The sequence below is a fragment of the Gaoshiqia sediminis genome (assembly GCF_025907915.1).
Lineage (GTDB): Bacteria > Bacteroidota > Bacteroidia > Bacteroidales > Prolixibacteraceae > Gaoshiqia > Gaoshiqia sediminis.
The window spans coordinates 125,478-151,971 of the sequence record NZ_JAPAAF010000004.1; the positions used below are offsets into that span (position 1 = coordinate 125,478).

The 26,494-nt window shown below is 45.9% G+C and carries 20 protein-coding genes; 5 read left to right on the forward strand and 15 right to left on the reverse strand.

Going from position 1 to position 26,494, the window contains the following annotated elements; translation table 11 throughout:
* Positions 1-32: 32 nt before the first annotated feature.
* From N2K84_RS04610 to mgrA, 4 genes are all read right to left on the reverse strand, one after another.
* Positions 33-617, reverse strand: coding sequence for a methyltransferase family protein (locus N2K84_RS04610; protein WP_282590608.1), 585 nt, complete (start codon positions 615-617; stop codon positions 33-35).
* On the reverse strand, positions 617-1,969 hold the full coding sequence (locus N2K84_RS04615; protein WP_282590609.1) for an SO_0444 family Cu/Zn efflux transporter: 1,353 nt from the start codon (positions 1,967-1,969) through the stop codon (positions 617-619). Before N2K84_RS04615 ends, N2K84_RS04610 begins: the two co-directional genes overlap by 1 nt.
* Before the next feature lie 475 nt (positions 1,970-2,444).
* The gene (locus N2K84_RS04620; RefSeq protein WP_282590610.1) at positions 2,445-3,851 is read right to left on the reverse strand and encodes an NfeD family protein; all 1,407 of its coding nucleotides are present in this window, start codon (positions 3,849-3,851) and stop codon (positions 2,445-2,447) included.
* A 109-nt stretch (positions 3,852-3,960) separates the two neighbouring features.
* A complete protein-coding gene (gene mgrA / locus N2K84_RS04625) occupies positions 3,961-4,950 on the reverse strand; it encodes an L-glyceraldehyde 3-phosphate reductase (protein WP_282590611.1) in 990 nt (329 codons plus the stop codon).
* Positions 4,951-5,104: 154 nt separating this feature from the next.
* Between mgrA and N2K84_RS04630 the strand changes: the two genes are divergently transcribed.
* From N2K84_RS04630 to N2K84_RS04640, 3 genes are all read left to right on the forward strand, one after another.
* Entirely contained in the window at positions 5,105-6,031 is a 927-nt protein-coding gene (locus tag N2K84_RS04630; RefSeq protein WP_282590612.1) for a pyruvate, water dikinase regulatory protein, read from the forward strand.
* 333 nt (positions 6,032-6,364) lie between these two features.
* Positions 6,365-7,657, forward strand: coding sequence for an MFS transporter (locus tag N2K84_RS04635; RefSeq protein WP_282590613.1), 1,293 nt, complete (start codon positions 6,365-6,367; stop codon positions 7,655-7,657).
* A gap of 45 nt (positions 7,658-7,702) precedes the next feature.
* Positions 7,703-8,680, forward strand: a complete 978-nt coding sequence (locus N2K84_RS04640) for an ROK family protein (RefSeq protein ID WP_282590614.1) — start codon at positions 7,703-7,705, stop codon at positions 8,678-8,680.
* A 189-nt stretch (positions 8,681-8,869) separates the two neighbouring features.
* On the opposite strand, the gene N2K84_RS04645 is transcribed toward N2K84_RS04640, so the two are convergent.
* The 8 genes from N2K84_RS04645 to dusB all read right to left on the reverse strand — a co-directional run bounded on the left by N2K84_RS04645 (position 8,870) and on the right by dusB (position 16,004).
* Positions 8,870-9,892, reverse strand: a complete 1,023-nt coding sequence (locus N2K84_RS04645) for an NAD-dependent epimerase/dehydratase family protein (RefSeq protein ID WP_282590615.1) — start codon at positions 9,890-9,892, stop codon at positions 8,870-8,872.
* A gap of 82 nt (positions 9,893-9,974) precedes the next feature.
* Entirely contained in the window at positions 9,975-10,457 is a 483-nt protein-coding gene (locus N2K84_RS04650) for a pyridoxamine 5'-phosphate oxidase family protein (RefSeq protein ID WP_282590616.1), read from the reverse strand.
* 15 nt (positions 10,458-10,472) lie between these two features.
* A complete protein-coding gene (gene dnaG / locus N2K84_RS04655; protein ID WP_282590696.1) occupies positions 10,473-12,416 on the reverse strand; it encodes a DNA primase in 1,944 nt (647 codons plus the stop codon).
* Between the two features lie 100 nt (positions 12,417-12,516).
* On the reverse strand, positions 12,517-13,245 hold the full coding sequence (locus N2K84_RS04660; protein ID WP_282590697.1) for a class I SAM-dependent methyltransferase: 729 nt from the start codon (positions 13,243-13,245) through the stop codon (positions 12,517-12,519).
* A 26-nt stretch (positions 13,246-13,271) separates the two neighbouring features.
* Complete coding sequence (locus N2K84_RS04665) at positions 13,272-14,021, reverse strand: sulfite exporter TauE/SafE family protein (RefSeq protein ID WP_282590617.1); 750 nt, start codon at positions 14,019-14,021, stop codon at positions 13,272-13,274.
* A gap of 141 nt (positions 14,022-14,162) precedes the next feature.
* Positions 14,163-14,501: a hypothetical protein gene (locus tag N2K84_RS04670; RefSeq protein ID WP_282590618.1), complete on the reverse strand. Its 339-nt coding sequence runs from the start codon at positions 14,499-14,501 to the stop codon at positions 14,163-14,165.
* Between the two features lie 109 nt (positions 14,502-14,610).
* Positions 14,611-14,994, reverse strand: coding sequence for a YkvA family protein (locus N2K84_RS04675; protein ID WP_282590619.1), 384 nt, complete (start codon positions 14,992-14,994; stop codon positions 14,611-14,613).
* The gene (gene dusB / locus N2K84_RS04680) at positions 14,991-16,004 is read right to left on the reverse strand and encodes a tRNA dihydrouridine synthase DusB (RefSeq protein WP_282590620.1); all 1,014 of its coding nucleotides are present in this window, start codon (positions 16,002-16,004) and stop codon (positions 14,991-14,993) included. The genes N2K84_RS04675 and dusB overlap by 4 nt, the downstream gene beginning before the upstream one ends.
* Before the next feature lie 144 nt (positions 16,005-16,148).
* Here dusB and N2K84_RS04685 point away from each other — a divergent pair, with 144 nt between their 5' ends.
* Positions 16,149-17,096 (forward strand): CPBP family intramembrane glutamic endopeptidase, encoded by a 948-nt coding sequence (locus tag N2K84_RS04685; protein ID WP_282590621.1) that lies wholly within the window; start codon positions 16,149-16,151, stop codon positions 17,094-17,096.
* Positions 17,097-17,117: 21 nt separating this feature from the next.
* On the opposite strand, the gene N2K84_RS04690 is transcribed toward N2K84_RS04685, so the two are convergent.
* From N2K84_RS04690 to lacZ, 3 genes are all read right to left on the reverse strand, one after another.
* Positions 17,118-17,846, reverse strand: coding sequence for a hypothetical protein (locus tag N2K84_RS04690; RefSeq protein WP_282590622.1), 729 nt, complete (start codon positions 17,844-17,846; stop codon positions 17,118-17,120).
* Positions 17,847-18,026: 180 nt separating this feature from the next.
* On the reverse strand, positions 18,027-19,019 hold the full coding sequence (nadA, locus tag N2K84_RS04695) for a quinolinate synthase NadA (RefSeq protein ID WP_282590623.1): 993 nt from the start codon (positions 19,017-19,019) through the stop codon (positions 18,027-18,029).
* 171 nt (positions 19,020-19,190) lie between these two features.
* Positions 19,191-22,403, reverse strand: coding sequence for a beta-galactosidase, LacZ type (gene lacZ, locus N2K84_RS04700; RefSeq protein WP_282590624.1), 3,213 nt, complete (start codon positions 22,401-22,403; stop codon positions 19,191-19,193).
* A 450-nt stretch (positions 22,404-22,853) separates the two neighbouring features.
* Between lacZ and N2K84_RS04705 the strand changes: the two genes are divergently transcribed.
* Positions 22,854-26,153 (forward strand): TonB-dependent receptor, encoded by a 3,300-nt coding sequence (locus tag N2K84_RS04705; RefSeq protein WP_282590625.1) that lies wholly within the window; start codon positions 22,854-22,856, stop codon positions 26,151-26,153.
* Positions 26,154-26,494: the final 341 nt, after the last annotated feature.

A 26,494-nucleotide genomic window follows, 5' to 3' on the forward strand; every position in this document is an offset into this window, starting at 1 on the left:
TGTGAATAGGCTGAGCGAAGAAGTCTCTGCAATCACAGATAGCGGGCTGTATTTTTTTTATAGGTAAGGTATTCTTCGCCAAACTCGGTGGCCATAAACTTTTCCTCATTCAGAATGATCAGGTGGTGGATTGTCAGGTTGAAAATTAGTAATAATGCCACCAGAATACTTGGGACGAGCAAAAAACAGGCAGGAAAGAAGAAAAAAAAGCTGGTGTACATCGGGTTTCGGCTGATGCGGAAGACGCCTTCGGTGTGCAGAATGTGTGGTGATGTTGGCAAACCAACCCGGGTAAAAATGCTCAGGCTGTAGTAGGCCGGAACCAGCAGGAGGTTTCCGCCAAACATGAAAATGAGCGCCATGAGTTTTTGCACTTCGGGTATATTGTCCTGGATAAGCCAGGGAAACAATTCGAAAAAACGGGAATGGGCGCAAGCGGCCAGCAGAAGGCCAAAGGCCAGCCCGGTGATGCTTTTGGACAGGTAAAATAAGACCGGCGAAATGGTCGGCTTTCCCAAGATGCCTTGTCCGTTGCGTAACAGCTGATAGCCCAGCAGGGCATTTGCCAAAACTGGTAATACGCTGAAAATGATTAAGCCGAGTTGGAGCAGGCCCATTACATTTCTCCTTTGTATTGATACCCGATTTCGGTAATTATTTTTTCGATTTCATCCAGGTTAATTTTGTTGCCGGCAATTTTTACCGCCGCAGTATTTTTATCGGCAATTACTTCTTCAATACCGTCCAGCTTTAGCAGGTTGCTGTTTACACTGGCTTCGCAGTGGGAGCAGGTCATCCCTTCCACTTTCAAGGTTTTAAATTCCATACTCTTGGTTGATTTACGTGACTTCTCGTAACGTTCGTAAAAATAGCCAAAAATTAACGAGCCAACCAGCAATATTGATGAACCAACTTGCAGCCATTTGGGGAGCATTTCGTGTTCACCATCGCCGTGGATGTGGGCAATCTGGCTCATGATCAGGTCGGTTGGGATCAGCCAGTTGGTAAGCATTCCAAAAATTACTGCCCCGCCGGTAATGGTTCCCAGGTAAACCAACAGGGATCTTTTGCCCATTGTATTTCCGATAACCGTTATGGTGGCTACGTTGGTTGCCGGGCCTGCCATCAGGAAAACAAGTGCAGCACCAGGCGAAACACCTTTCATTAACAGTACGGCTGCAATGGGAATCGAGCCCGTGGCACAAATGTAAATAGGCACTGACGCAGCCAGGATAATCAGGATTTCCAGAATTCCCCATCCCTGGAAAGAGCTGAAAAAGTCGTCGGGCAATATAACCGAAATTAATGCGGCAATGAGGAAGCCAATAATTAGCCATTTGGCTATATCTTGCAAAAGTTCAATAAAAGCATAGTGGGAAGCTCGTACAAAAGCATTGCCCTTCGGTTTTTCTGTATGACAGTCGCATGAGTCATCGTCGCAGGTTGGTGCTTTTTTGTCACTCGTTTTTGATGAAATAAGAACACTTTGTTCGCTTTTTTCAGTAGCAGTGGCCATTGATAAACCGGCAAATGCGGGCTTTGCTATTGGCTTTTCTTTTACCAGCCAGTTGGTTAAGATACCGCCTGCAATTCCGGTCACAAAGGCAACAATTGGCCGAAGAATGGCAAAGGGCCAGCCCAGCATGGAGTAGGTGGCAAATATAGAATCGACCCCGGTTTGCGGAGTGGAAATCAAAAACGAGTTGGTTGCGCCCCGCGAAGCCCCATTCTTGAAAAAGGAAATTCCGGTTGGAATGACCCCACATGAGCACAAAGGCATTGGTATTCCCAGTAACGATGCATTTACAGCTGATTTGGTTGTCGGTTTGCCCATGTATTTCTGAACCCTATCCTGCGGAAAAAATACCCTCAGCAAACCAGCAAAAACCAAGCCCAGCAACAGCCACGGAGCCATCTCGTTGAACAGATAGACCAGCTCGGAAATATAATTTGAAATAAACGTTTTCATCCACGATCCTTTTCTATATAAAATTCCCGAACGGCAAAAATTGTTCAGGAAGAACAGCCAAATATACATGATTTGGGTGGAAAACGGGAATTTACGTGTTCAGTGAAAGATGGAGGTTCCGTGGCAAGCCGCCATTGCTTCGCCATCAAAAAGTGAAGGTTTGGCTGGCCGCCATTGTCTGTCCGTCATCATTTAATGAAGGGCTGCCCAACGAAAAAGACAGGCTTTATTATTTAATGACAGGCCTCCCTGCAAAAAAGGAGCGTTTCATCATTTAATGAAAGCTCGTCCAACTGAAAAAAGGGGATTTCATCATTTAATGAAAGGCCGTCGAACTGAAAAAAGGAGGCTTGATCATTTAATGAAAGCTTCCCCGGCAAAAAAGAAGCCCGTCATCATTTAATAACGGGCAAAAAAGTGGTGGCAGGAGCCAAAGTCTTCAATATAAAACGGGGCGAATTCAGTGGCTGTTGACTTAAACTTTTTCGACATACAACTGGGCAGCTTCGTCTTTGACCACGACGACGCTTTCTCCTTTGTCAATCATGCCCATGTTGGCTACGGCATCGTAAATTTTGCCTTCGATCATCACTTTTCCGGAAGGGCGGAGAACCGTGTAGGCAGTGCCCGTTTTCCCGGTAAGTCTTTTGATATTGGTATCTACGCCTACAAAACCCTTTTCTTTCTCCTGAACTGCGTGCAGCGATAGATTCCGGAAGACGCCGGTATCCGCCGAAAACAGCTTTTTGCTGAGTGCGAGACTCAGCATAAATCCGGCAAACAAACCAACAAGAACGGTGGACAAGGCTGTGGTGATTTTGGCCGGATCCACACCCTCGAAATTGAAATTGATATTGTCCAGCAAACTCAATACCAGTCCTGTAAAGGTGAACAGGATACCCAGAATGCCCGCCACACCAAACCCCGGCAGCACAAACAGCTCAACAGCAATTAAGATCAACCCGACAATGAACAGCAGTATTTCCCAGTGGGCTGCCAGTCCTTCGAGGTAGAGCGGGGCAAAATAGGCCACTGCAGCAATTAGGGCAACTGCCAACGGGAACCCAATGCCCGGCGTTTGCAGCTCGAAATATAGGCCGCCCAAAATGGCCATGATCAGGATTCCGGAAACAATCGGGTTGACCAAAAAACCAATGATTTTTTCCAGTGTTGTTGGTTTGTATTCCACCAGTTCGTAATTTTCGAACCCTGCTTTTTTCAATACTTCCGGTACATTTTCGGCAATTCCTTCGCAAAAACCATATTTCACGGCTTCCGAAGGGGTGAAAGTGAGCACTTTGCCGGTGTCAATTATCCCCGGAATATAAACACTTTCATCTACCATGGCTTCAGCAATTTTTGGATCGCGAAACCAATGAAAAGTAGTGTCCTGTCCGCTGATGATGGTATCACCGCCATGCGATTCGGCTGTTGCCCGCATGATGGAGCGCATGTACGACTGGTATTTATCGGGCATTTGCTGTCCGGTTTGGTTAACCACGGTGGCGGCGCCGATAGAAGCCCCCGGACGCATGAAAATGCTGTCGCAGGCAATGGAAATGAGAGCTCCGGCACTGGCGGCATTGTTGTCGATAAACACATATACCGGAATGGGGCTGTTGAGGATTTTGGTGCGAATGGAATCGGCATCCAACACCGTGCCCCCGTAAGTGTTCATGTGGATGAGGATCAGGTCGGCGTTCAGGCTGTCGGCTTCGGCAAAAGCCTGTTTGGTTTGCCTCCATGTGCCCGGCATAATGTTCTCCATGATGTTGAACTTATACACGAGGTCTTTCTTTTCCGGTGTGCTTTGATCTTGGGCAAACCCGGATGTGAGAACAGAGAGTACGATAATGAGAGCCAACAGAAAACCTGATTTCATAGTATTTTTTATTTGAGGATTGTAGATCAAAGTTAAAGAATTTTGGCTTCCGATGGCATTTTATTCACCAGGTGGCTCGAAGTCACCTGGTGAATAAAACTTGGTTCGGTTATCCTTTCAGGATTTTCTCAATTAGATCAAGTTCTTCGTTGGTGAATGCCAGCTTGTTGATCACGGCAACATTGTCCTCGAGTTGTTTCACCGAACTGGCCCCAATCAGGACCGAGGTCACCCGTTTGTCTTTCAGCAGCCAGGCAAGTGCCATTTGCGCCAGGCTTTGTCCGCGTTGCAGGGCAATTTGGTTAAGTTTTTTCACCTTGTCAATAGCCGGTGCTACTTGGTGGGGCTTCAGAAACCCCCATGATTTGGAGGCGCGTGAGCCTTCGGGAATGCCATTCAGGTACTTGTCGGTGAGCAGCCCCTGGGCAAGGGGAGAGAAGGGGATGCAGCCAATGCCTTCCTCTTCGAGTACATCCAGCAGGCCGTCTTCCACCCAGCGTTCGAACATGCTGTATTTTGGTTGGTGTATCAGGCAGGGCGTTCCGAGTTGGCGAAGGATCCGGGCAGCTTCTTTGGCCATTTCAGCCGGATAGTTCGATATGCCTGCATAAAGAGCTTTCCCCTGGCGTACAGCCTGGTCGAGGGCCATCATGGTTTCTTCCAGCGGGGTGTCGGGATCGGGGCGGTGTGAATAAAAAATATCAACGTACTCCAGTTTCATCCGTTTCAGGCTTTGGTTGAGGCTGGCCAGTAAATATTTGCGGCTTCCCCATTCGCCGTATGGACCTGGCCACATCAGGTAACCTGCTTTGGTTGAAATAATCAGTTCGTCGCGATAAGACGAAAAGTCTTGTTTCATGATTTTCCCGAAATTTTCTTCGGCCGATCCTGGTGGCGGACCGTAGTTGTTTGCCAGATCGAAATGGGTGATGCCCAGATCAAAGGCCCGATGTAGCATGGATCGTCCGTTTTCAAAAACATCCACGCCACCGAAGTTGTGCCACAAGCCGAGCGAAATGGCTGGCAATTTCAGGCCCGAGCGGCCGCATCGGTTGTAAGGCATGGAGTCGTAGCGGTTTAGGTTGGCTGTGTAACTCATAATTCTACTGTATTTTTAAAGTATAAGGTTAACAAAGATAGTTGTTAGGTCTGATAATTGAAATGATAGCATGGTTGGAGTATTCCCATACATTGGCTCATGTGCAACCAGAATGTATTTTCTTTGTTTTAAATTGAGGAAAAATATTTGCGGCATGAGTAATCATAATAAAAATCAGAAGCCGGCTCCTATTTATGTGGTTTCAGGGGGGAAGGGATTGGCAGGTAATAATATGGTCCAATCCACACTGATTCAGTATCCGCAAAATAATGTACCAGTGATTATAGTGCCCAATGTGATGGATGAGGAAAAGCTGGAAAATGTTATTTTGCAGGCCAAACAAGATGGCGGACTGGTGACCCACACGATGGTGGACCGACATTTGCGGACACGCCTGGTTGAGCTGGCCCGTGAGCATGGGGTTCATCAAATTGATTTTATGGGTGAGCTGGGAGATTACCTGGATAAGGCACTGGGAATTCCTTCACTTCAATCGCCTGGCTTGTATCGGGAGATTAACCAACAGTATTTCGACCGGATTGATGCCATGGAATTTACCCTGAACCATGACGATGGACTCAGTCCGCAGCGCTTGAGTGAAGCTGAAATTGTACTTTGCGGCGTATCCCGTTCCGGGAAGACCCCATTGAGCGTTTACCTTGCCCTGTATGGATGGAAAGTGGCCAACGTACCGCTGGTTGCGGGAATTGATCCTCCTCACGAGTTGTTCAGTATCGATCCCGACAGGGTATTTGGCTTGCAGATTGGTGTTTCACAACTAATTGCCCACCGAATGAAGCGGTTACGGAGTTTCAATAATTTGGGAAATACCAACTATGTAGATGAAAAGTTGATATTGGAAGAAATTCGTCATGCAAACCTGGTTTTTTCGCGTGGCAGGTTTACTGTGATCAATGTAAATAATAAGCCGGTTGAATCCTCTGCCAATGAAATTCTCAATATTTTAACCTCGCGCTATCATTACGGGGGAAGAAAAATTCAATCTCCTTATCAGGACCCCGGTGAACCAAATGGGCCGGACGAATTATTTGAAGGGTTTGAAGATGATGGGGTTGATTAATCCTGGACTCAATGGAGGTCTGTTATTTTTCCTTAAATCTTTCAATGCAATTTGTTGATTATGAGCCGTAACTATTTCTTTGAGTCATCTCGGTCGTGTTTTTTTCAACTGTGCAAATTCTGACAGAAGCTTTACAACATGTTTTTGGTTCGGGTAAGGCTGTCGATTAGCTTTCTGCAAACTGGGCAAAATAATTTTAATTTTTAATTTTGTTTTTCTGAAATTTCCGGTGAATTCAATACGAGAAGGCATCTCATGGTGCCTGTTTAAAATCGGAGTTATTCAGATTTTTAAATAAATAATTTAAACCAACTATTCTTAATTTACTTCATTATGCAAGACAGTAAACAATCTTATGCATTGCCAATTTTCATGATGATCTTACTTTTTGGTATGATCTCTTTTGTCACAAACTTGGCAGCTCCAATGGGGGTCGTTGTGAAATCGCAATTTCAGGCCTCGAATTTTTTAGGCATGTTAGGAAACTTTGCCAACTTTTTAGCTTATCTCTTTATGGGGATTCCAGCAGGTAAATTGCTCGAAAAAATAGGCTATAAAAAAACTGCTTTAATAGCGATCCTGGTCGGTTTTGTTGGTGTTGGAGTACAATACTTCTCCGGGGTTGCCGAGAGCTTTTTAGTTTACCTTTTGGGCGCTTTCATCGCAGGTTTCTCCATGTGTATGTTGAATGTCGTAGTAAACCCGATGTTGAATACTCTGGGTGGTGGTGGAAAGAAAGGAAACCAATTAATTCAAATTGGGGCCACTTTCAATTCATTGTCAGGAACCCTGGTGCCCATGCTAGTTGGTGCACTGGTTGGGGAAATCACCAAAAATACCGCGATTAAGGACGTTAACCCGGTAATGTTTACTGCCATGGGGGTTTTCGCATTGGTTGGCCTGGTTTTGTTATTTGTTAATATTCCCGAACCGCACATCATTAAGGATAAGATGAAGGCCATTGAAAAATCAATGCACAGTGCCTGGTCTTTCCGTCACTTCATTTTGGGAGCAGTAGGTATTTTTGTTTATGTTGGGGTTGAAGTTGGTATTCCGGGAACACTGAATTTATTCCTTGCTGACCCGATGGCCGGAGGCTTGGATGCCACCACTGCTGGTTTTGTTGCCGGTACCTATTGGTTTCTGATGTTAATCGGGCGTTTCGTGGGAGCTTCAATTGGCGGTAAAGTTTCCAGTCGGTCGATGTTGATTATTGCTTCGGCAGTCGGTATGGGCTTGGTTCTGCTGGCTATTATTTCTTCACCTGCAACAACTGTTTCCATTCCTGTTCTTCAAACTACTGCAACCGGCGGAATCAGTTTTAGGGCAGCAAATGTTCCCGTGAATGCGATGTATCTTATTTTCGTAGGGCTTTGTACTTCAGTGATGTGGGGTGGTATCTTCAACCTTGCCGTTGAAGGTTTAGGCAAGTTTACGGCTTCTGCTTCAGGTATTTTTATGACCATGGTTGTTGGTGGCGGTATTTTACCGTTAGTACAAAACGGTATTGCCGATAAGTTAGGTTACATGGTTTCTTATTGGGTTCCATTTATCGGATTAGCCTATTTGTTGTACTATTCGCTTATTGGTAGCAAGAATATCAATAAAGACATACCTGTAGATTAAGTTTTTAATAGAAAAGAATTGATAGAATAAAATTCAGAAATACGTATGAAAAAAGTAGCAATAGGAATTGATGTTGGCGGAACAAACACAGCCATCGGAGTAGTTGATCAGGATGGACAGGTGATGGTGAAAAATTCGATCCCAACACCATCACACGGAGATATTGACCGGTATATTAACGATTTGACCAATGCCGTTAATGAGTTGATTCATTCGGTAAAATTGGTGAATGCTGATTTGGAAGTGTTGGGAATCGGTATTGGTGCGCCCAACGGGAACTACTATAACGGAACCATTGAATATGCGCCGAACCTGTCGTTTAAAGGAGTCGTACATTTTGTGGAGCTTTTACGGAAAAATTATCCAACGATGAAAGCCCTGGCATTGACCAACGATGCCAATGCTGCTGCTATTGGTGAAATGATATACGGCGGCGCCAAACACATGAAAAACTTTGTGATGTACACGCTGGGTACCGGCGTTGGAAGTGGTGTTGTTGTAAATGGCGATTTAGTTTACGGGCACGATGGTTTTGCCGGTGAGTGTGGCCATACCACGCTGATTCCGGGCGGCCGGTTGTGTGGCTGCGGGGCAAAAGGTCACCTCGAAGCGTATTGCTCGGCGCCAGGCATGAAACGTACCGCTTTTGAAATTATGGTCCGTGATAATGCAGTTGACAGCTTGCTGGCCAATAAATCGTTTAAGGAGTTAGATTCGAAAGCGATTTATGATGCTGCCGTTCACGGCGACAAAGTTGCTTTGGAAGTGTTTGAACAAACCGGGAAATGGTTGGGACAGGGATTGGCCGATACGGTGCACCACCTGAGCCCGGAGGCTATTTTCTTATTTGGCGGACCAACAGCAGCCGGTGAATTTATTTTCAAACCAACACGCGAAAGTATGGAAGCTCACTTGCTGCCAATCTTTAAAAACAAAATCAAAATCCTTCCTTCGGAACTGAAACCCGGCGATGCTGCCATTGTTGGGGCCAGCGCTTTGGTATGGAAAGAGATTGAAAAGTAGTTATTGACTACCGATATATATAACGGGGATTTCGAAAGAGGTTCCCGTTTTTATTGGTACCTGATGCATATTGAACGTGCAACATGACAAGGGACTGAATAATTGGGAAGGTTACCCCTTGTCGTATTTTAATCATCAGTAATTTAATGGGCCATGCGCGTTCGTTTAGCACCAGTCATCTGTCATCAGTCATGAGATATCTTTCAAAAACAGCCGGGCAATATCGGTGATGGTTTCATCCAGGTTTCGGTAGTTGAAAGAAATGGTTTGGCTAATTTTACTGCCGTTGTAGTGGTTGATCCGGTTGGAGCCGGAAACCGTGTCGCGGGTAATGGTGGGCCGTTTTCCAGAGAAGAAGCTTGCAAGCCGAGCGGCGCGCCAGGCCATCTGCAAAATCAGGTCGGGTGCAAACGTACGGGGCCTGGGCTTTTGCAGGGCATCGGCAATTTTGTTGAAGAACTCCTGGTAGCTCATGTTGCCTGCATTCAGGATAAAACGTTGGTTTCGGGTATCGGGGAAGTTTTGATCATCCATCAATCCAATCATGGCTGCCGCCACATCGCGCACATCTACAAAGCCGGTTTCGCCTTTTGTATAATACTTCAGCCCTTTCCATATGGCCTGAAACAGTTTTGGGCTGCCAATGTCCCAGTTTCCCGGCCCTAAAATGATGGACGGGTTGACGATCACCGCATCCAGCCCCTCTTCGATGCCCCGCCAAACTTCCATTTCGGAAAAAAATTTGCTCAGGCTGTACGCCGATTTTTGCTTGGAAGGCGTCCAATAAGTTTCTTCGTTGATTTCGGTTCCGTCGGTAGTTTTGCCCAAAGCGGCAATAGAGCTCACGTGGCAAAATTTTTTCACCTTGTTGAACAGGGCAGCATCGATCAGGTTGGCCGTTCCGCGGACATTATTATTCAGCATGCTGTCGTGGTCGTTGGCGTGAAACGATACGATGGCAGCGCAGTGATAAATTTCGGTCACGCCGGCAAGCACTTCTTCCAGGCTGTGGTAATCCAGGATGTTACCTTCCACCCATTCAATTTGGCTGAAAAGCTGATCAGCCTCATCGGAATAATAGGAAAAGATTTTGCTGACCAATTTGAGGTTGCTGGTATTCTGTTTTAGTGCCCGAATCCGACGTCCGGTACGCACCAGGTCAAACAAGATGTGCGAACCCACCAACCCCGTACCTCCCGTTACAAAGATCATAAGCTGCCCTCCCGCTTTTTGCCGGTTGAATAAATGTGATGTGATATGAAGTAGTTTCGAGGCATGATTTGAAGAGGTACTTTTATTGGTTCCACGGGGTAACTGCCTTGGCGCCGAACTCTTTGCCGGTAATTTTTACAATCTTCACCCTAATGATACCCACATTGACCACGGCCGGGCGGTTGAACTTAAACTCACGGTCGCTGTATTGAGCCATGGTTGCCTCCAGACATTTTACCTTTTCATCGTACTCTTCCACAAACTCCACGATGCCCTCTGCATTAACCGATTTCGATTTTACCCGGTAGCTGCATCCGTTGCGCTCATCCTGCCAGGCCAGTTCTTCGCCTAATGTCCAGTTAATGCATACGCGCGGGTTCTTTTTCAGCGTTTCCCACATGCGCCCGTGTTGTGCCGAATGAAGGATGACAGTGTCGCCAGCCAGCGCAAAGTTCATGGGCAACACGTACGGCTGTCCTTCATCGCTCATGGCAACATAGCAGGTTTTGCAGGCGCGTATTATTTTGTCAATTTCGTTTCGGTCTTGTATGAAGAGTGTTCTCATGATGAATTGGGTTTGTTAGACAATAGTGCGGTTGCCCAATTGTTCTGAAAGAAATTTGGCTACTTTTTTCAGATTAATATGTTGGTTCTGAAGGTCCATGATTTGCTCAAAGTTGTTAGCTTGGGCTGCTTCGTGTATTTTATGCTCCAGGTCGGCCAACATGTTTTTCACTTTGCGAAGCTTGTATTCCTGTACAATTTTTGGGACAAGGATGTCCAGTATTTCATCTTCGGCTTCCACAAAGGCGCCACCCTTTTTCCATCGTTTGCTTTCGATGTATTTTTCGGCCAACAGGTCGCTGGCAAGTTGGCTCACTTGCGGGTCGCTGTGGTAAATGAAAAACTGTGCGGGATTGAACGATTCGCTTTCCAGGTTTTCGGCAAACAAATCCAGCATTTTGTTGATAAGTTCATTGTCCGAGCGTAATCCGTCGTTCTCCAGCTCCTCAAGCACAAACTGCCCCACCGATATACTATACGTTTCACCGGGGTCTTCGCCTTCTTCCTCAAAAACCTCGTGGCGGAAATATTTCAGCAGGATCCGGATGATTTCGCGCTCCTCAATTTCGCAGGTGTTTTTAACCGGCGCAGTAGGAACTACTGTCGGCTGGACTGGCCGAGATTGCTCCCGGAAGCTTTTTTTCTGAAACTCTTCATTGTCGCGGAATTTGATTTTTCGTACTTCGGTGTACAGAATCTCTTCCTGAACGTCCATCAGCCGGCTGCATTCCTGAATATAAACCGAGCGGGTAATCGCATCGGGTACCATGGCAATGGAGCGCACAATATCGTTGATCAAACGCGCTTTGCTGATCGGGTCGCTCTCGGCCCCTTTCATCAGCAACTGGGTTTTGAAGCGGATGAAGTCGGTTTCGTGTTCGGCAATGTATTGCTGCAGCTGGCCCGAGCTCATCGAGCGGGCAAACGAATCGGGGTCTTCGCCATCGGGCAGCAACAGCACTTTCACATTCACGCCTTCTTCCAGCACCAGATCGATCCCCCGCAGCGAGGCTTTGATACCAGCTGCATCGCCATCATAAATGATGGTAATGTTGGGCGTGAAGCGCTTGATCAGGCGGATTTGGTCCGGGGTAAGAGCTGTTCCAGACGAGGCCACTACGTTTTCGATACCGGCCTGGTGGAGCGAAAGCACATCGGTGTAACCTTCTACCAGATAACATTTATCCAGCCGGGTAATGTCGCGTTTAGCCTGAAAAATACCGTACAGCACGCGGCTTTTGTGGTAAATTTCTGATTCGGGTGAGTTGAGGTACTTGGCAACGTTTTTATCGCTTTTCAGCGTGCGGCCCCCAAAGGCAATCACTCGCCCTGCAATGTTGTGGATGGGAAACATCACCCGCCCGGCAAAGCGGTCGCGAACCCAGTCGTCACGCTTGATGGTCAGCCCCGTTTTTTCCAGGAAATCCATTTTGTAGCCTTCCTTTTGGGCTGCCTGGGTGAAGGTGTCTTTCGCATCAGGGCAAAAGCCCAGTTCATATTTTTTGATGATTTCGTCGCGGATGCCCCTTTCGCGAAGGTAACTCAGCCCAATGGTGCGGCCTTCGTTTTCGCTCCACAGATAGCGCGTAAAGTATTTCTGGGCAAAAGCCGACACAATCATCATACTTTCGCGTTCGTCTTTCTGCAGCTTCTGTTCGGGCGTTTCCTCTTCGTCTTTTACCTCGATATTGTATTTCTTGGCCAGCCACTTCAGCGCTTCGGGGTAGCTCAGCGACTCGTGCTCCATGATGAAGTTGACCGAGTTACCCCCTTTTCCGCAACCAAAACATTTAAAGATGCCCTTGGCCGGGGAAACGGTGAATGAAGGTGTTTTTTCGTTGTGAAAAGGGCAATTTCCAAGCAAGTTCACCCCGCGTTTTTTCAGGGTGACAAATTCGCCCACCACGTCCGAAATCTCCGCGGCGTCTAATATACGGTCTATGGTTGTCTGATCGATCATTGCCACAAAAGTAGCAAAATTTGACTCTTTTCCGGAGAAGAAAAATGAGGGATGGGGAGATATTTCGTTACATTTTACAAGCCCCTGCTCTTCCTCTGATTTATCGGAATTGTCCTACTACCATTAGCATGGTGGCCATTTTGAAGCCGTGTTTTTTTAACCTTTCCTTGAAAAGAGGCAGTTGGCCGGCTATTTGGTGGTATCCGGGCTTGCCGTTTAATACTTCCAGGTGTTGTTCCATCATCCGGTATTTTTCGTTGAGGATGGTTTCGTCGATGATGGTATTTTCCATGAGTTCGTGCGGAAACGATAGTTTTATCTCAACTCCTTGGCGGGTGAGGATGTCGCGGATTTCAGCCTTGCTCCAGGTTTCCTGGTGGCTGATGCCGTTTGCCCGGTCAACGAATGATTTGACATGGTGCAACATTTTGTGGTTTTCCTGCGCCTCGTTGAGTTCATCTGCCGAAACCTCGTCAATGATGAGCCAGCCGCCGGGTTTGAGCACACGTCTGATTTCGTTCATGGTGGCGGTAATATCGTCCAGGTGGTGCAGGGCTTTTGACATAGAAACAGCATCGAAACTTTGGTCGTCAAATGCCAGCTTTTCACCTTCCATCCGGCGAAATTCGATATGGGGTTGATGAAAGCGTTCGCGGGCCTCGTTCAGCCATTGCTCTCCCGGATCGATGCCGGTAATGTGTGCCCGACCTTGAAATACGTTATCCAGCACCATCACAAAATCACCGGTCCCGGTGCCAATATCCAGTACAGATTCAATGGCTTTATCATGGAAAAATTCTTGTAACTGATTCATTGTAAAACGTTTTATGTATTTATGAACTTACACGTGCTTTATCAAACTAACAGTAAAAAGGCCGATATGGCTGTGATGATAATGATGGCCGACCGGTAGGTTTTCTCGGGGACAATCTTCACTAGCCGGATGCCCAGGAACGCACCTAGGGCGATGGCCGGAAAGGTCATTAAATCAAGTGATAGGGTATGCCAGCTGATGGTTTCCCAGATGAACAGATGCAGCGGAAACTTAAAGAAATTGACAATCAGGAAAAACCAGGCCGAAGTGCCGATAAAGGTGTTTTTGGGAAGGTGCATGGCCAGCAGGTAAATGGCAAAAATGGGGCCGGCCACATTGCCGATCATGGTGGCAAAACCGCCCAGTATGCCCATTCCGGCGGCAAACCACCATTGGTGGGGGATGAGCTTGTTTTTCTTGCGGTCGCGCCAAATCATCAGCCCGATGCATACGAAAACCAGGATGGCGATCAGGTCTTTGAATTGTTCATCGTTCACAATTTCGCCCACCCATAAGGCTAGTCCGATCCCGATAAATGCCCAGGGTAAGATTTTCAGCAGGTAACTCCATTTGGCATGGCGCCGGTAATAGGCTACTGCAAAAACGTCGGCCATCATCAGTATGGGCAGCAATACGCCGGTCGATTGTTTTCCTCCGAATATAAAAGCCAGGGTAGGAACCACGATCAGTGAAACGCCCGGTACGCCCACTTTCGACATACCGATAAGCAGTCCACACGCCGCCATGAGTGTCCATTGTAACAGGTTGAGGTCTAAAAAGAGTAATTGCATCCGATTTGTTTAGAAGCGCAAAGTTAAAAAAGGAGCAGTTTTATCAGGCAGTGAAGTTAAAAAAAGAAAGACCGAACGTAATTCCGGCCTTTCCCAACAATTAAACATTCGAAACAAACAAGATGCGCCATGAAAGCCGCTTTATAATTTAAAGAAATAGCGTCGTTTATCGATCTTTTCCCAGTGGCCAGGCACCCATTTCCAACCTTTGGGCAACTCTTTCCAATAACCTGATACCCATTTGTGTCCTTCTTTCTCAGGTATCCAGGTGGATACAACCCACAGGTAAACTTTTTGTTTTCGCGACCACACCCAATGGCCGGGAATCAGCACATGGGCAGAGCTTGGTTTTGGTGGTGTTTGCATTTGCACGTTGGGTGGTACCGGCTTTTCGGGCACTACCACCTGTGCATTTGCTTCGGTGTTCCTGAAAGCGATCATCGCGATGGCGGCAATTAAGATGAGTAGTTTACGTTTCATGGTTTCTGAATGCTTGGTTTGCTAGTGAAAAATCAAAAACAGTGCCATTGTGATTTGTCGTTGATTATCAACGGTTATTGAGGTTGTGAATGAAGTAAAAATGTTGGTATCAGGATATCTTCTCGTGGAGGGCATCGAGTTCAGTCTCGTCAACTTGTTTGAACCAGTGCTGAAGCTGTTTGCGGGCCTGGGCTTTTATTTCGGGGGTGATATGAATGCTGATTTGTGACAGGGCAAAAATCAGCACACCCAGGTCGTCGCTAAACCCGATGAGCGGCGCCAGGTCGGGGATGGCATCTGTTGGCAGGATAAAATAGCCCAAAGCCCCGGCGATAGTGAGCTTGGCTTTGAAAGGAACCTTCTCGTTTTTCAGTAAAAAATAGAGGAGCAGTGCCGCGTAAACGACCTGCATGCCTGCGGTTTTAGCGTACTTTTTTAACTTTTCCGTGAAAGTTTCTTCGGAATAATATTTTTTGAAGCGTTCCCCGGTCATTTTAGACTGACATTTGTGTAATCAACCCGCAAATCGCCGTAGTGTTCAATAATTTCGGACATAATCTGTTCAATATCCTCCATTTCGGTGGCTTGCAACAGCTTTATTTTGTGAGGCCTGAAGTTGGGCAGGCCGGGGAAATATTTGGCAAAATGGCGCCGCATCATCAATATGCCGCTGCGCACGTTGTCTTTCCATTCGATTGACATGTGCAGCTGGTCGAGCATGTTTTGTGCGATTTCGACGACGGTAGGCGGGGGGAGGACCTCACCGGTTTGCAGGTAATTTTTCACTTCTCTGAAAATCCAAGGGCGGCCAATGGCCCCGCGTCCGATCATCAGGGCATCCACGCCGCTTTGCCGCAAAAACTCAGCTGCTTTTTCGGGACCGTTGATGTCGCCGTTTCCGATGATGGGAATGGTGATGCGCGGATTGTTTTTCACTTCGGCAATCAGGCTCCAGTCGGCCTCGCCGGTGTATAGCTGTTTGCGGGTGCGTCCGTGAATGGCCAGTGCAGCCACGCCGGCATCCTGTAACCGTTCGGCGGCCGCGGTAATTACTTTCGAATTTTCGTCCCAGCCCAGCCGTGTTTTGGCAGTTACCGGCAACGAGACAGCTTTGACGATTTCGGCGGTCATGCGCTGCATTTTTACCAGGTCTTGCAACATGCCGGCCCCTGCGCCTTTGGCTACAATTTTTTTCATCGGGCAGCCGTAGTTGATGTCGATAAAATCGGGTCGTGCTTCTTCGGCTACTTTGGCGGCATTCACCATCGACTGAATATCGTGCCCGTAAATCTGTATAGCCACCGGTCGGTCAAAATCAAACAGGTGCATCTTCTGGTGCGTCTTTTTTACATCGCGAATTAAAGCCTCTGACGATACAAATTCGGTGTACATCACATCGGCGCCAAATTTTTTGCACATATAGCGAAACGATTTGTACGTGACGTCTTCCATTGGCGCCAAAAAAAGCGGCATTGTTCCCAGTTCTATATTTCCAATTTTCACGGTCTTTCTTAATTTACGGCGCAAAGATAATCAGTTTGAACAGTTTGGGAAATTCGTCCTTACGAAGGATGGATGAAACGGCTAGGCTGGCTGTTTTTCGGAAGACCAGAAAGGTGTATATTTGGATTTTCAAAAATGAATGACATGGCGTTTACTGCATTTCGGGGGATGAATCCCTGGTCGCAACTAATCATGACTGCGTTTGTAATCCTGGTGAGTTTTCTGGTTTTGTTTCTGCTGGCTATTGTTGCAGCTATTCCGGTTATCGGGTTGAATGAAATGCTCTCCAGTTTATCCGGCGGCAATTGGGACGATCCGGGAACTATCATGATCCTTAAATATTTCCAGGTGGTGCAGTCGGTAGGCTTGTTTGTGCTGCCGCCTTTGGTTGTGGCCTGGCTGTTCGACGGGAACATTGCCCGATATCTCCGGTTGAATACGAAGGTGAGTAAACAAGTAGTCGGGTTGGCAGTATTTTCTTTGCTGGCTTTTGCACCATTTGTCACCATGGTTGGGAAATGGAACAGCGACATGAGTTTACCCGGCTTTTTATCGGGCATGGAAGAATGGATGCGCACCATGGAAACTCAGGCCGAACAGCTGATCGACCGGTTTATCCGCGTGGAAACCACCGGCGGCCTGCTTTTCAATCTGTTTATGATTGCGGTGATTCCCGCTGTTGGTGAAGAGTTTCTGTTTCGGGGGGTCATTCAAAAAATCTTCACCAAAATCTCCCGGAATTATCATTGGGGAATCTGGATTTCATCCTTTTTGTTTAGCGCACTGCACATGCAGTTTTTTGGTTTTGTGCCACGATTGTTACTTGGAGCTTTGTTTGGCTATATTCTGGTTTACAGTGGCTCGTTGTGGCTGCCGGTTTTGTGCCATTTTGTGAACAATGCGCTGGGCGTTTTGTCGCTGCATGCTGCCAGCCGCGGTAACGAACAGGTGGAGCGGATTTTCAATTTTGAATTTGGCGACAGTTCTATCTACCTGTGGCCATTGGCCGCCATCAGCTTGTGGTTGACTTATATACTGATACGTGCCATGAAAAAAGCCGGGCCGGTAAATGAATTGGTAGTCAAGGAATGACCATTCTTTTCGAATTTCTTTTTAAAAAAGGTTAGTTTGCAGTTTGTCGGCTTCCATCTTTTTTAACTCGGCTGGCCGATAGAAATAAGTTACACCGTAATCGGTTGCCTTTTCACGTTTTAGTTCGTCGGGCAAGTTGCTGTACCTGGTCTCAATTTCATTCCAAACCTGTTGGATTAGCTGGTCGGCTTCTTCGCGAACCTGAGTGATTTGTTCCGATGCACGATTGGTGATATTCTGGAGCATCATCTGGTGGCGATAAGCGTCAATAAAAGATTCGTAGTGGACTTTAACCAGTGCGATGGACGGGCTGTAAATTGGGCTGCCCCCGTGCATGCACCGTTTTTGTTCGCCGGAAATTATTTTTTCGCCCCATTCCAGTACGTCTTTTTCCAGGTTGATGGCTGGAATTTTTTGCGAGTTAACTTCCAAGCCGTAAAATGCACGTGCTTCAGGTTTTATTTCTTCGCGGATGATGGCGAAGGTCATCACCTGAATAAAGTGGCTGATGTATAGTTTTGCTCTTTTGAAGGTTTCTCCGTATTCCCGTGACTTATCGAACTGGTTTTGTTTGGCGGCATTTAATTGGCGGATAGCAGCCGTCAGACGGGGATATAAAAATTGCATCTTTTCGAGGCTTTGTAAGCTAAAAGCCAGTTCTTTCATGGCGATCCTTTTCCCCTTTTCCAGAGCAGTTTCGATGGCCCTCATTCTGGCCTGATCTGTATTGGGCAACCTTCGGTACGGCATAAAAATAAGTTTTACGATTAATACGAAGATACAAAATCGTAAAACCGGTTTCGGGCTATTCGCATAAAACTAATTAACAAATAGCTGTTCAAAACCCTTGTTTTAAAAGATTTTTTAGAAAAAGAGCCCTTAGCCGGACTTCTTGTTTATAGCTGAACGTTGATTTCCGATCTGATAAACTTATTTTGAAATTTCCATCATCCGGAGAATCGGCTTTTTTGCCAATTCGATCACCTCATCAGGTAATTGAACTTCAGGAAGTTCGTGTTTCATGCAAATGTAAAGCTTTTGCAAGCTGTTCAGTTTCATGTATGAGCAATCGTTGCAGGCACAGGTTGAATCGTTGGCCGGCGCGGGGATGAATAGTTTGTTGGGGCAAGCTTTTTTCATCTGGTGCAAAATGCCGCTTTCAGTGGCCACGATAAACTTTTGGGCCGGGCTTTCCTGTACGTAGTTTAGCAACGATGAGGTAGAGCCAATGTGTTTGGCCAACAGCAGCACGGGGCGTTCGCATTCGGGATGGGCAATGAACTCGGCATCCGGGTTTTCGTCCATCAGGTTGATGATCTTTTCAACCGAATACTGCTCGTGAACCATGCAGGCGCCATCCCACAGTACCATATTGCGGCCGGTGAGGCTGTTGAGGTAGTTACCCAGGTTTTTGTCGGGCGCAAAAATCAGCTTTTGGTCTTTAGGGAAACTTTCAACCACTTTTACAGCGTTGGATGAAGTACACACCACATCGGTCACGGTTTTCAGGTCAGCGGTGCAGTTGATATACGAGATGACCTTATGGTCGGGATATTGAGCTTTAAACGCGCGGAACTTTTCAATGGGGGCCGATTCGGCCAGCGAGCAACCGGCTTTCAGATCGGGGAGGATGACTTTCTTGGAAGGGTTTATGATTTTTGCCGTTTCGGCCATAAAATGTACTCCCACAAAAACGATTATATCTGCTTCGGTTTTAGCTGCAGCCTGGGCCAGTTGCAGGCTGTCGCCCACAAAATCAGCAATATCCTGCAAGTCAGCGTCAACGTAATAGTGGCTTAAAATGACGGCGTTTTTTTCCATTTTTAAGCGGATAATTTCTTCGGTCAGCTTCACGGTCGGGTCAATCGTTTCGGTGATGTACCCGTCTTTTTCCAACATCACTTGGATTTGTTCTTTTTCCATCTTTCTCTGTTTTATTCCCGAAAAATCAGGCGCCAAAATTACGAATTCCATTTTAAAAAATCGCACATAATTGTCTGAAATGTTTTTGCCAGCACGGAGGTGAAGCTGAGTCGGGAACCATAAAAAAGCCCCGGCAAATGGTTCTGCCGGGGCTTTGAGAGTGAGTTAGTATTAATAAAGTAGTTGTTTTGCCAGTTGAATAGGATCGTCCTCAGCGGTAATGGCCTTAAGTCGGAACGAATAGTCGTACGCTTTTTCTGTGAGGCGGTACTGGTCGTGGGTCCATGCTCCCCAGCTATTATCTCCGCCAACGCCCATTTGTTTGTAGTTGATGTTCACCGAGGTCAGGTCGCGTGGTTTTACATCGGTAATGTGCCGGTGAACCGGTTTCACCCCGTCAATATGACGGCCGTCGGTGCGTTCGGGCGACTCAAAATCTTCCATAATATTATGGTGAGCGCTGACCTCGAGCAGCGATTCGCCAACCACCAGCAGGCCGGTGCCGCTATCATTGGTGATGGTCATCCACCGGACATCGGTTTTATTGCCGTTTTCTTGCGGACGTACGTAGGCCCAATATTGGTCGGCTACGGAGCCGCTGTATTTCCCGACAAAAGCACTGGTTTTTCTGTCCGAGTATGATTCGTGAGGTCCTCGTCCCAACCAGCTCATCTGGTCGAATTGGCTTGGCATTACCAGATTCATGCCCATCAGCGGGATTTCCGGCAAATCATTTTTCGCCATTTTGAAGCTGTTGGCCACTTGTACATCGCCACTGCCAAATACGGTATAAGTTGAGTTGTAGTCGGCAATTTTTTCACCGGCCTCATCACTTAAACCGAAGCTGAAACTGATGGTTGCTTTGTTGGCGGTTGTTTCGAGTTTGACTGAGTTTACGCGACGTTGCTCGCCAGCTTTCCGCCAAACACGACTGCGCTTGTGCAAGTCGTTGCCATAGTCGTTGTCGATAGGGGCACGCCAGAAATTCGGTTCCGGGCCTTCCAGCAGTAGTTCGGTTTCACCGGTTTTGAAGCTGGCCAATACGCCGGCCTTTTTGTCGAAAACCAATTCAAAGCCTTCTCCTTTCACCGTGATCTTTTCATCGTTTTCTTCAGTTTGAAGAGCAGGGAATTGGTTGGTGTCAATTTTCGTAGCTTGCTTGAAATCGGGCAACAGCATTTGTTCGGCAGCCAGTTCGTAACCGGCAGGTACCAATCCGCTTTCGGTTTTTGTTTTGGCCGAAAAGTTCAGGAAATACTCGGTTCCCGGCTCAGCCTCGAACGTATAATTCAGTTGGATTTTTGTGCTCTCGCCTGGTTGCAATTCGAAATCATCCAGTTTTCCTTCTTTTAAAATGGCTCCGTCAGCAGTGATTGTCCAGCTAATGGCAAAATCAGACAAGTTGGTAAAGGAATGTTTATTGATGATTTCCACTTCGCCTTTTTTCAGGTTCACCGGTTTGAAGCCGATGTTTTGATACACTTTTTTCACTTCCAGCAGGTGAGGTTTGATTCCGCGGTCGGGATCAACCAGACCGTTGAGGCAGAAGTTGCCATCGGAAGGAACCGTGTCGGGGCCAAAATCGCCACCATAAGCCCAGAATTCCTCTCCGGCTTCGTTGGTGGTCAGCAGTCCCTGGTCAACCCAGTCCCAAATGCAGCCGCCTTGCAGCACGTCGTAACTTTCAATCAGGTCCCAGTAGTCCTGGAGGTTCCCAACACTGTTACCCATGGCATGGGCATATTCGCACTGGATCATCGGTTTTTGCGGATCGTTTTTGGCATATCGTTCCATGTGTTCAATGGTGGCATACATGGGGCAGTTGATGTCGGTGTTTGCTCCGCCGTGTGCTTGTTCGTATTGTACCGGACGGGTATTGTCCATGTCTTTCAGATATTGATAGGTGGCTTCGAAGTTTACGCCGTTCCCGGCTTCGTTGCCCAGCGACCACGTAATGATGGACGGTTGGTTTTTGTCGCGTTCAAACATGTTCACAGTGCGGTACATGTGCGCATCGCCCCACAGCGGGTCTTTGGCCAGCGATTCGGGGCCGTATCCCATGCCGTGCGATTCGATGTTGGCTTCGTCGATGACGTAAAGGCCATACCGGTTGCAGAGTTTGTACCACATTTCGGGCTGCGGGTAATGTGAGGTGCGCACGGTGTTGATGTTGTGCGTTTTCATCAGCAGGATGTCTTTCAGCATGGTTTCTTCATCCTGGACATGGCCGGTGATATCGTTGTGCTCGTGCAGGTTTACCCCTTTCACATAGATCGGCTTACCGTTAACCATCAGCTGTTTGTTTTTAATTTCCACCGTGCGGAAACCTACATCCTGACGAATGACTTCGGTCACTTCACCGGAACTTTTTTTCAGGGTCAATAGCAGTTGGTAGAGTTTCGGTTTTTCGGCCGACCAAGGTTCGATACCTGAGATGATATCTTCGAAAGAGATCATAGCTTTTGTATCTGCCAGATCAACTTCTTCAGTGTATTTTTTGAGGCTGGTATTGCCATCGAACAATTCGGCTTCTACGGAAACTTTAGCGGCTTTCTCCTGTAAGTTTACTACCTCGGCTGTCAGGCTGAACGTTCCGTTTTCGTAATTATCATCCAAGCCGGCAATTACCCTGAAGTCGCGGATGTTCTGCTTTTCACGGGCCATCAGGTATATGTCTCGGGTGATACCGCTTAAGCGCCAAAAGTCCTGGTCTTCGAGGTAACTGGCATCGCACCAGCGGTGGATTTCAATGGCAATGGTGTTTTTGCCGCCTTTCAGGTAGGGCGAAATATTGAACTCGGCCGGGGTTTTACTGTCTTCGCTGTAGCCCACAAACTGCTCGTTTACCCAAACATTCAGGTTTGAGCTGGCTGCACCCACATGCAGAAAAATTACTTTACCTTTCCAATCCTTAGGCAGGGTGAATGTTCGTTTGTACGAGCCTACCGGGTTGTAGTTTTTTTGGATCAGTGGTGGCGTTTTTGCGTGCGGGTATTTTACGTTGGTGTAAATCGGATAATCGTAACCAATTACTTCCCAGTTCGATGGAACTTCAATATCGCTCCAGTCCTTCGTGTTGTAATCGTTTTTGAAGAACCAGAACGGGCGTTCGTCCAAGTTTTGGGACAAATGGAACTTCCACGTACCGTTGAGTGACTGGATGAAGGGGGACGACCAACTATCATCGAGCAGGGCCTGCTCCGTTGAGGCAAAAGGAATAAACGACGCCTGGGGCGCTTCTTTGTTGATTTGATTGATCGTGGGATCTTCCCAAGGCTTGGGGACCGGTTCCTCAAACGGAACATCTGTGTACTTGCTGGTACAGGCAACGGCTGTTAAAAGCAGCAGTACAATCGAAATTGGATACCAATTGATTCTTTTCATTGTGTTGATTAGTTTTAGATTACCACTTTGCACCTTACTGGTTGGTACTGGTTGGTATGCAAAAATCAAAAAAAAATAGATCATTTCCAATATCGAACAAGTTTTTTGTCCAATGATGATTCTGTTAACGTATTGTCCTTAAAATTTTGTGATCATGCAGGTTTTTCCTTGTTGGCATTCAGATGAACGTCTCAACAACATAAAGAGATTGTATTTAACCGGCAACTTTTTAGTAGAATACTGTTGAAATGTTGTAATTTGAAATGCTCAAATGCTACTCGTAATATATTTATGGGTAACAATTCGTGATTAAAAGGATTTTAGGGAGTTAGACGAGGTAAAGTCATGAAGATAATGTAGTGCCGGATTTCTTAATGTAAACGTTAAATAGTATTAATACTTATTAAATATATTTTAATGTTATTTGGTCAATCATTAAATCTATTTTCTATGAAAGCTTTACTGAAACATTTTTCTTTACTAATCCTATTTTTAGTTTTAAGTTATTCGGTTATTGCTCAGGTAACTACATCCAGTTTGAGCGGGATTGTTTCTGATAAAAGCGGGGAAGCTCTTCCCGGAGCTACTGTCGTTGCAATTCATCAGCCTTCCGGTACCCAGTACGGTACAGTTACTAACTCTGAAGGCCGCTACATTGTTAATGGCATGCGCCCCGGTGGCCCCTATACCGTAAATGTTTCGTTTATTGGATATTCTGCGGCAACTTATACTGGTATAAATTTGAACTTGGGAGAGTCAATGGTTCTCGAAGCCAGTTTGGTCGAAAGTTCTGTTGATATCGGTGAAGTAATGGTTTTTGGATCTGCAGAAAGTAATATGAGAAGCGATCGTGCCGGTGCTATTACGAATTTAAGTACCCGTCAGATTAGTGAAATGCCAACCATCAGCAGAAGTGTAAACGACCTGATTCGTTTGACACCTCAAGCAACAATCAATTCAAACGGTGCAAATATTGGCGGAGGTAACTATCGCCAAAGTTTTGTAACTGTTGATGGTGCTGCATTCAACAATGCTTTTGGTATTGGGCAAAACCTGCCGGCCAGTGGTTCGCCAATTTCGTTGGATGCCTTGGACCAAATTTCGATTAGCGTAACACCGTTTGATGTTCGCCAAAGCGGTTTTACCGGAGCAAGTATTAATGCTGTCACACGTTCAGGTGATAATGAATTTAGTGGTTCTGCCTATACGTACCTTAATAATGAATCATTTAAAGGAAATAAAGTAGGCGATGTATCATTCACTAAAAATGAATCGGAATATAAGTTATATGGTATTCGCATAGGTGGTCCCATCATTAAAGATAAACTGTTCTTCTTTGTAAACTATGAAAAGGAAGAATCAATTGAACCGGGCCCTGCCCGTGTTGCAGCTACTGCGGCGAATCCCTACACGGACGGATCGGATAATGTAGCCCGTCCAACAGCTGCGCAAATGGATGAAATTAAAAATTACCTGATCTCGTCTTACCAGTATGATCCGGGAGCTTATCAGGGATATTCTTCTGAAAGTCCGGGCAGTAAGTTTTTTGCTCGTATTGATTGGAACATTAACAATGATCACAAATTCAATATCCGCTACTCAGATACCAAAGCGAAAAACCCCTCAAACCCTTCTACGTCGACCAGTGGTTTGGGTGATCGGTCGTTTACGACGAACAGCAGAACGGCAATGACTGCTCTTTTCTTCGAAAACGCACGTTATTATCAGGAAACAAACTTCTCGAGTTTGGCGGGTGAATTAAACTCTCGATTTAATGATGGCAAGGTCAGTAATTTGTTACGGGTGTCATATTCGCATCAGGATGAGCCTCGTTCTACAGCTGGAGGTGCTTTCCCTTTTGTCGACATCGTTGAGGACGGGAATGTGTACACCTCATTCGGTACTGAATTATTTTCATATGGTAACCTTCGCGATGTAAAGACTTTGAATGTTACTGATGAGGTTACTTTCTCAATTAAAAATCATAACTTTTTGGCAGGAGTTCAGTTTGAACACAACACAACCAAGAATGGTTTTCAGCGGTTCGGCGCAGGCTATTACCAATTTAATACATGGCAGGATTTTGTAGACAACAACCCAAATCAGTTTGCGATAACGCATTCATTTAACGAAGACTTCTCTCAAGCCTTTCCCACCTTTAAATACAAACAACTGTCAGCGTATATTCAGGATGAAGTGACATTGAGTGAACGATTTAAGATGCAAGCCGGAATCAGGGTTGAGCTGCCGGTTTATCCGGATTTGGATACTTACAACGAACAAGTTGCCAATACATCATTAAGTGCAGGTGATTATAATTATCCAACCTTGATGAAAAATTATGATACCAGGGATTTGCCAAGCACGAAACTGATGGTATCGCCGCGTGTAGGCTTTAACTATGATTTAGTAGGCGACCGTTCGCTCGTATTACGTGGTGGTTCTGGCTTGTTCACTGGCCGCATTCCGTTTGTATGGATTGTGGCTCAGTCGGGTGATGCCGGTGTTTTGCAAACAACTTATACTGCAACACAAACGAATGGTAAAACAATTCCTTCTTTTACTTCTGACAGGATTGCCATGTTGCAACAAATTTATCCAAGTGGGATTACTGCCTCAACAGCCTCAATCAGTTCTGTAACGCTAATTGATAACGATTTGAAATTGCCTCAAACCTGGAAAACATCATTAGCCCTGGATGCCAAACTTCCCGGTGGAATTAATGCCACTTTAGAGGGGATCATAAATAAGGACATTAATCCTGCGGTTGTGACCAATGCGGGAATCAAACCCGGTGCTTATACTGATATTCCAGGGTACGCAGACAATCGTCCGTATTATGGCAAGTACTATGACAATACCTTGAGGAATGCATATTTGCTGACTAATGCAGAAAAGGAAGGTTATTATTATTCGATTACAGCTAAGCTGGAAAAATCGTTCGGCTTTGGCTTGGATGCTATGGTTGCCTACACGCGCAGTGAATCTAAAAATGTGACTGACGGGGTTGGTGATCAAATTGCATCGGCATGGTACACCCCGTACAATACATTTGGTGCAAATGTGCAGGAATTGAGTTATGCCAGTTATGTGATGCCTCATCGCTTAATAGGTGCACTAAGTTACCGGAAAGAATACCTGAAAAATTTACAAACAACAGTTTCGTTATTCTATGAAGGAGGACCTTCAGGCAGAATATCTTATACGTATACAGCTGCCGTTTTGGGTGACGGGGGTGCTTATAACCTGATTTATGTACCAAAAACCAAAGATGAACTGACTTTTGCAGATTATACCTTTAAAGATGCCTCCGGAGCTACGCAAACATACAGTGCTGCGCAGCAGGCCGATGATTTTTGGGCTTTTGTAAACAGTAACGATTACCTAAAAGACAGAAAAGGTCGTTATGCCGAGCGGAATGGTCATGTATATCCGTGGTCTCATACTTTTGATCTTAAGATTACGCAAGATATCTTCACAAAAGTAGGAGGGAAGAGAAACACGCTTCAAGTTGGATTGGATATCAAAAATTTCGGTAACCTTCTGAATAATAAGTGGGGCTCTCAGTGGTCGTACACCCAAAGTGCCGTTCTGAAACAGACTAATCAACGCGCCCAGGGGACCACTGTCGTTCCTGTTTACAACTTCGTTAGAAATGGTGTCAATATGTTGGATGACGATTATACAAAAACAATCGGTTATAATTCTACTTATTCTATGCAATTAACTCTTCGTTATATCTTTAACTAAGATTTTTTATCGATTTTATAAAAAGGCTTCCTTCGGGGAGCCTTTTTTTGCTCTTATTTGTAGTCTGTTTTGGTTTTGAGAACTTCATTTGCCGGTATTTTTCTTCAATTAGCCGATATCCCTCGAATTTATTTTAATGTCTTTCTGATGTGTAAGTAGCAGTATTATAGCATTGTAGGTTTAATTGCATAAAAATTGTTTCAAAAAATATACTACTATGCATTGCATGGAACTATATTTTGTATGTATATTTGTAATACCAAATTCAAGGTAAAGGATAGAAATAGTTTAAAAAAAGTTCTATATAAGTGTAACGGAAACAAAAATCAGTCGTCTTAAAA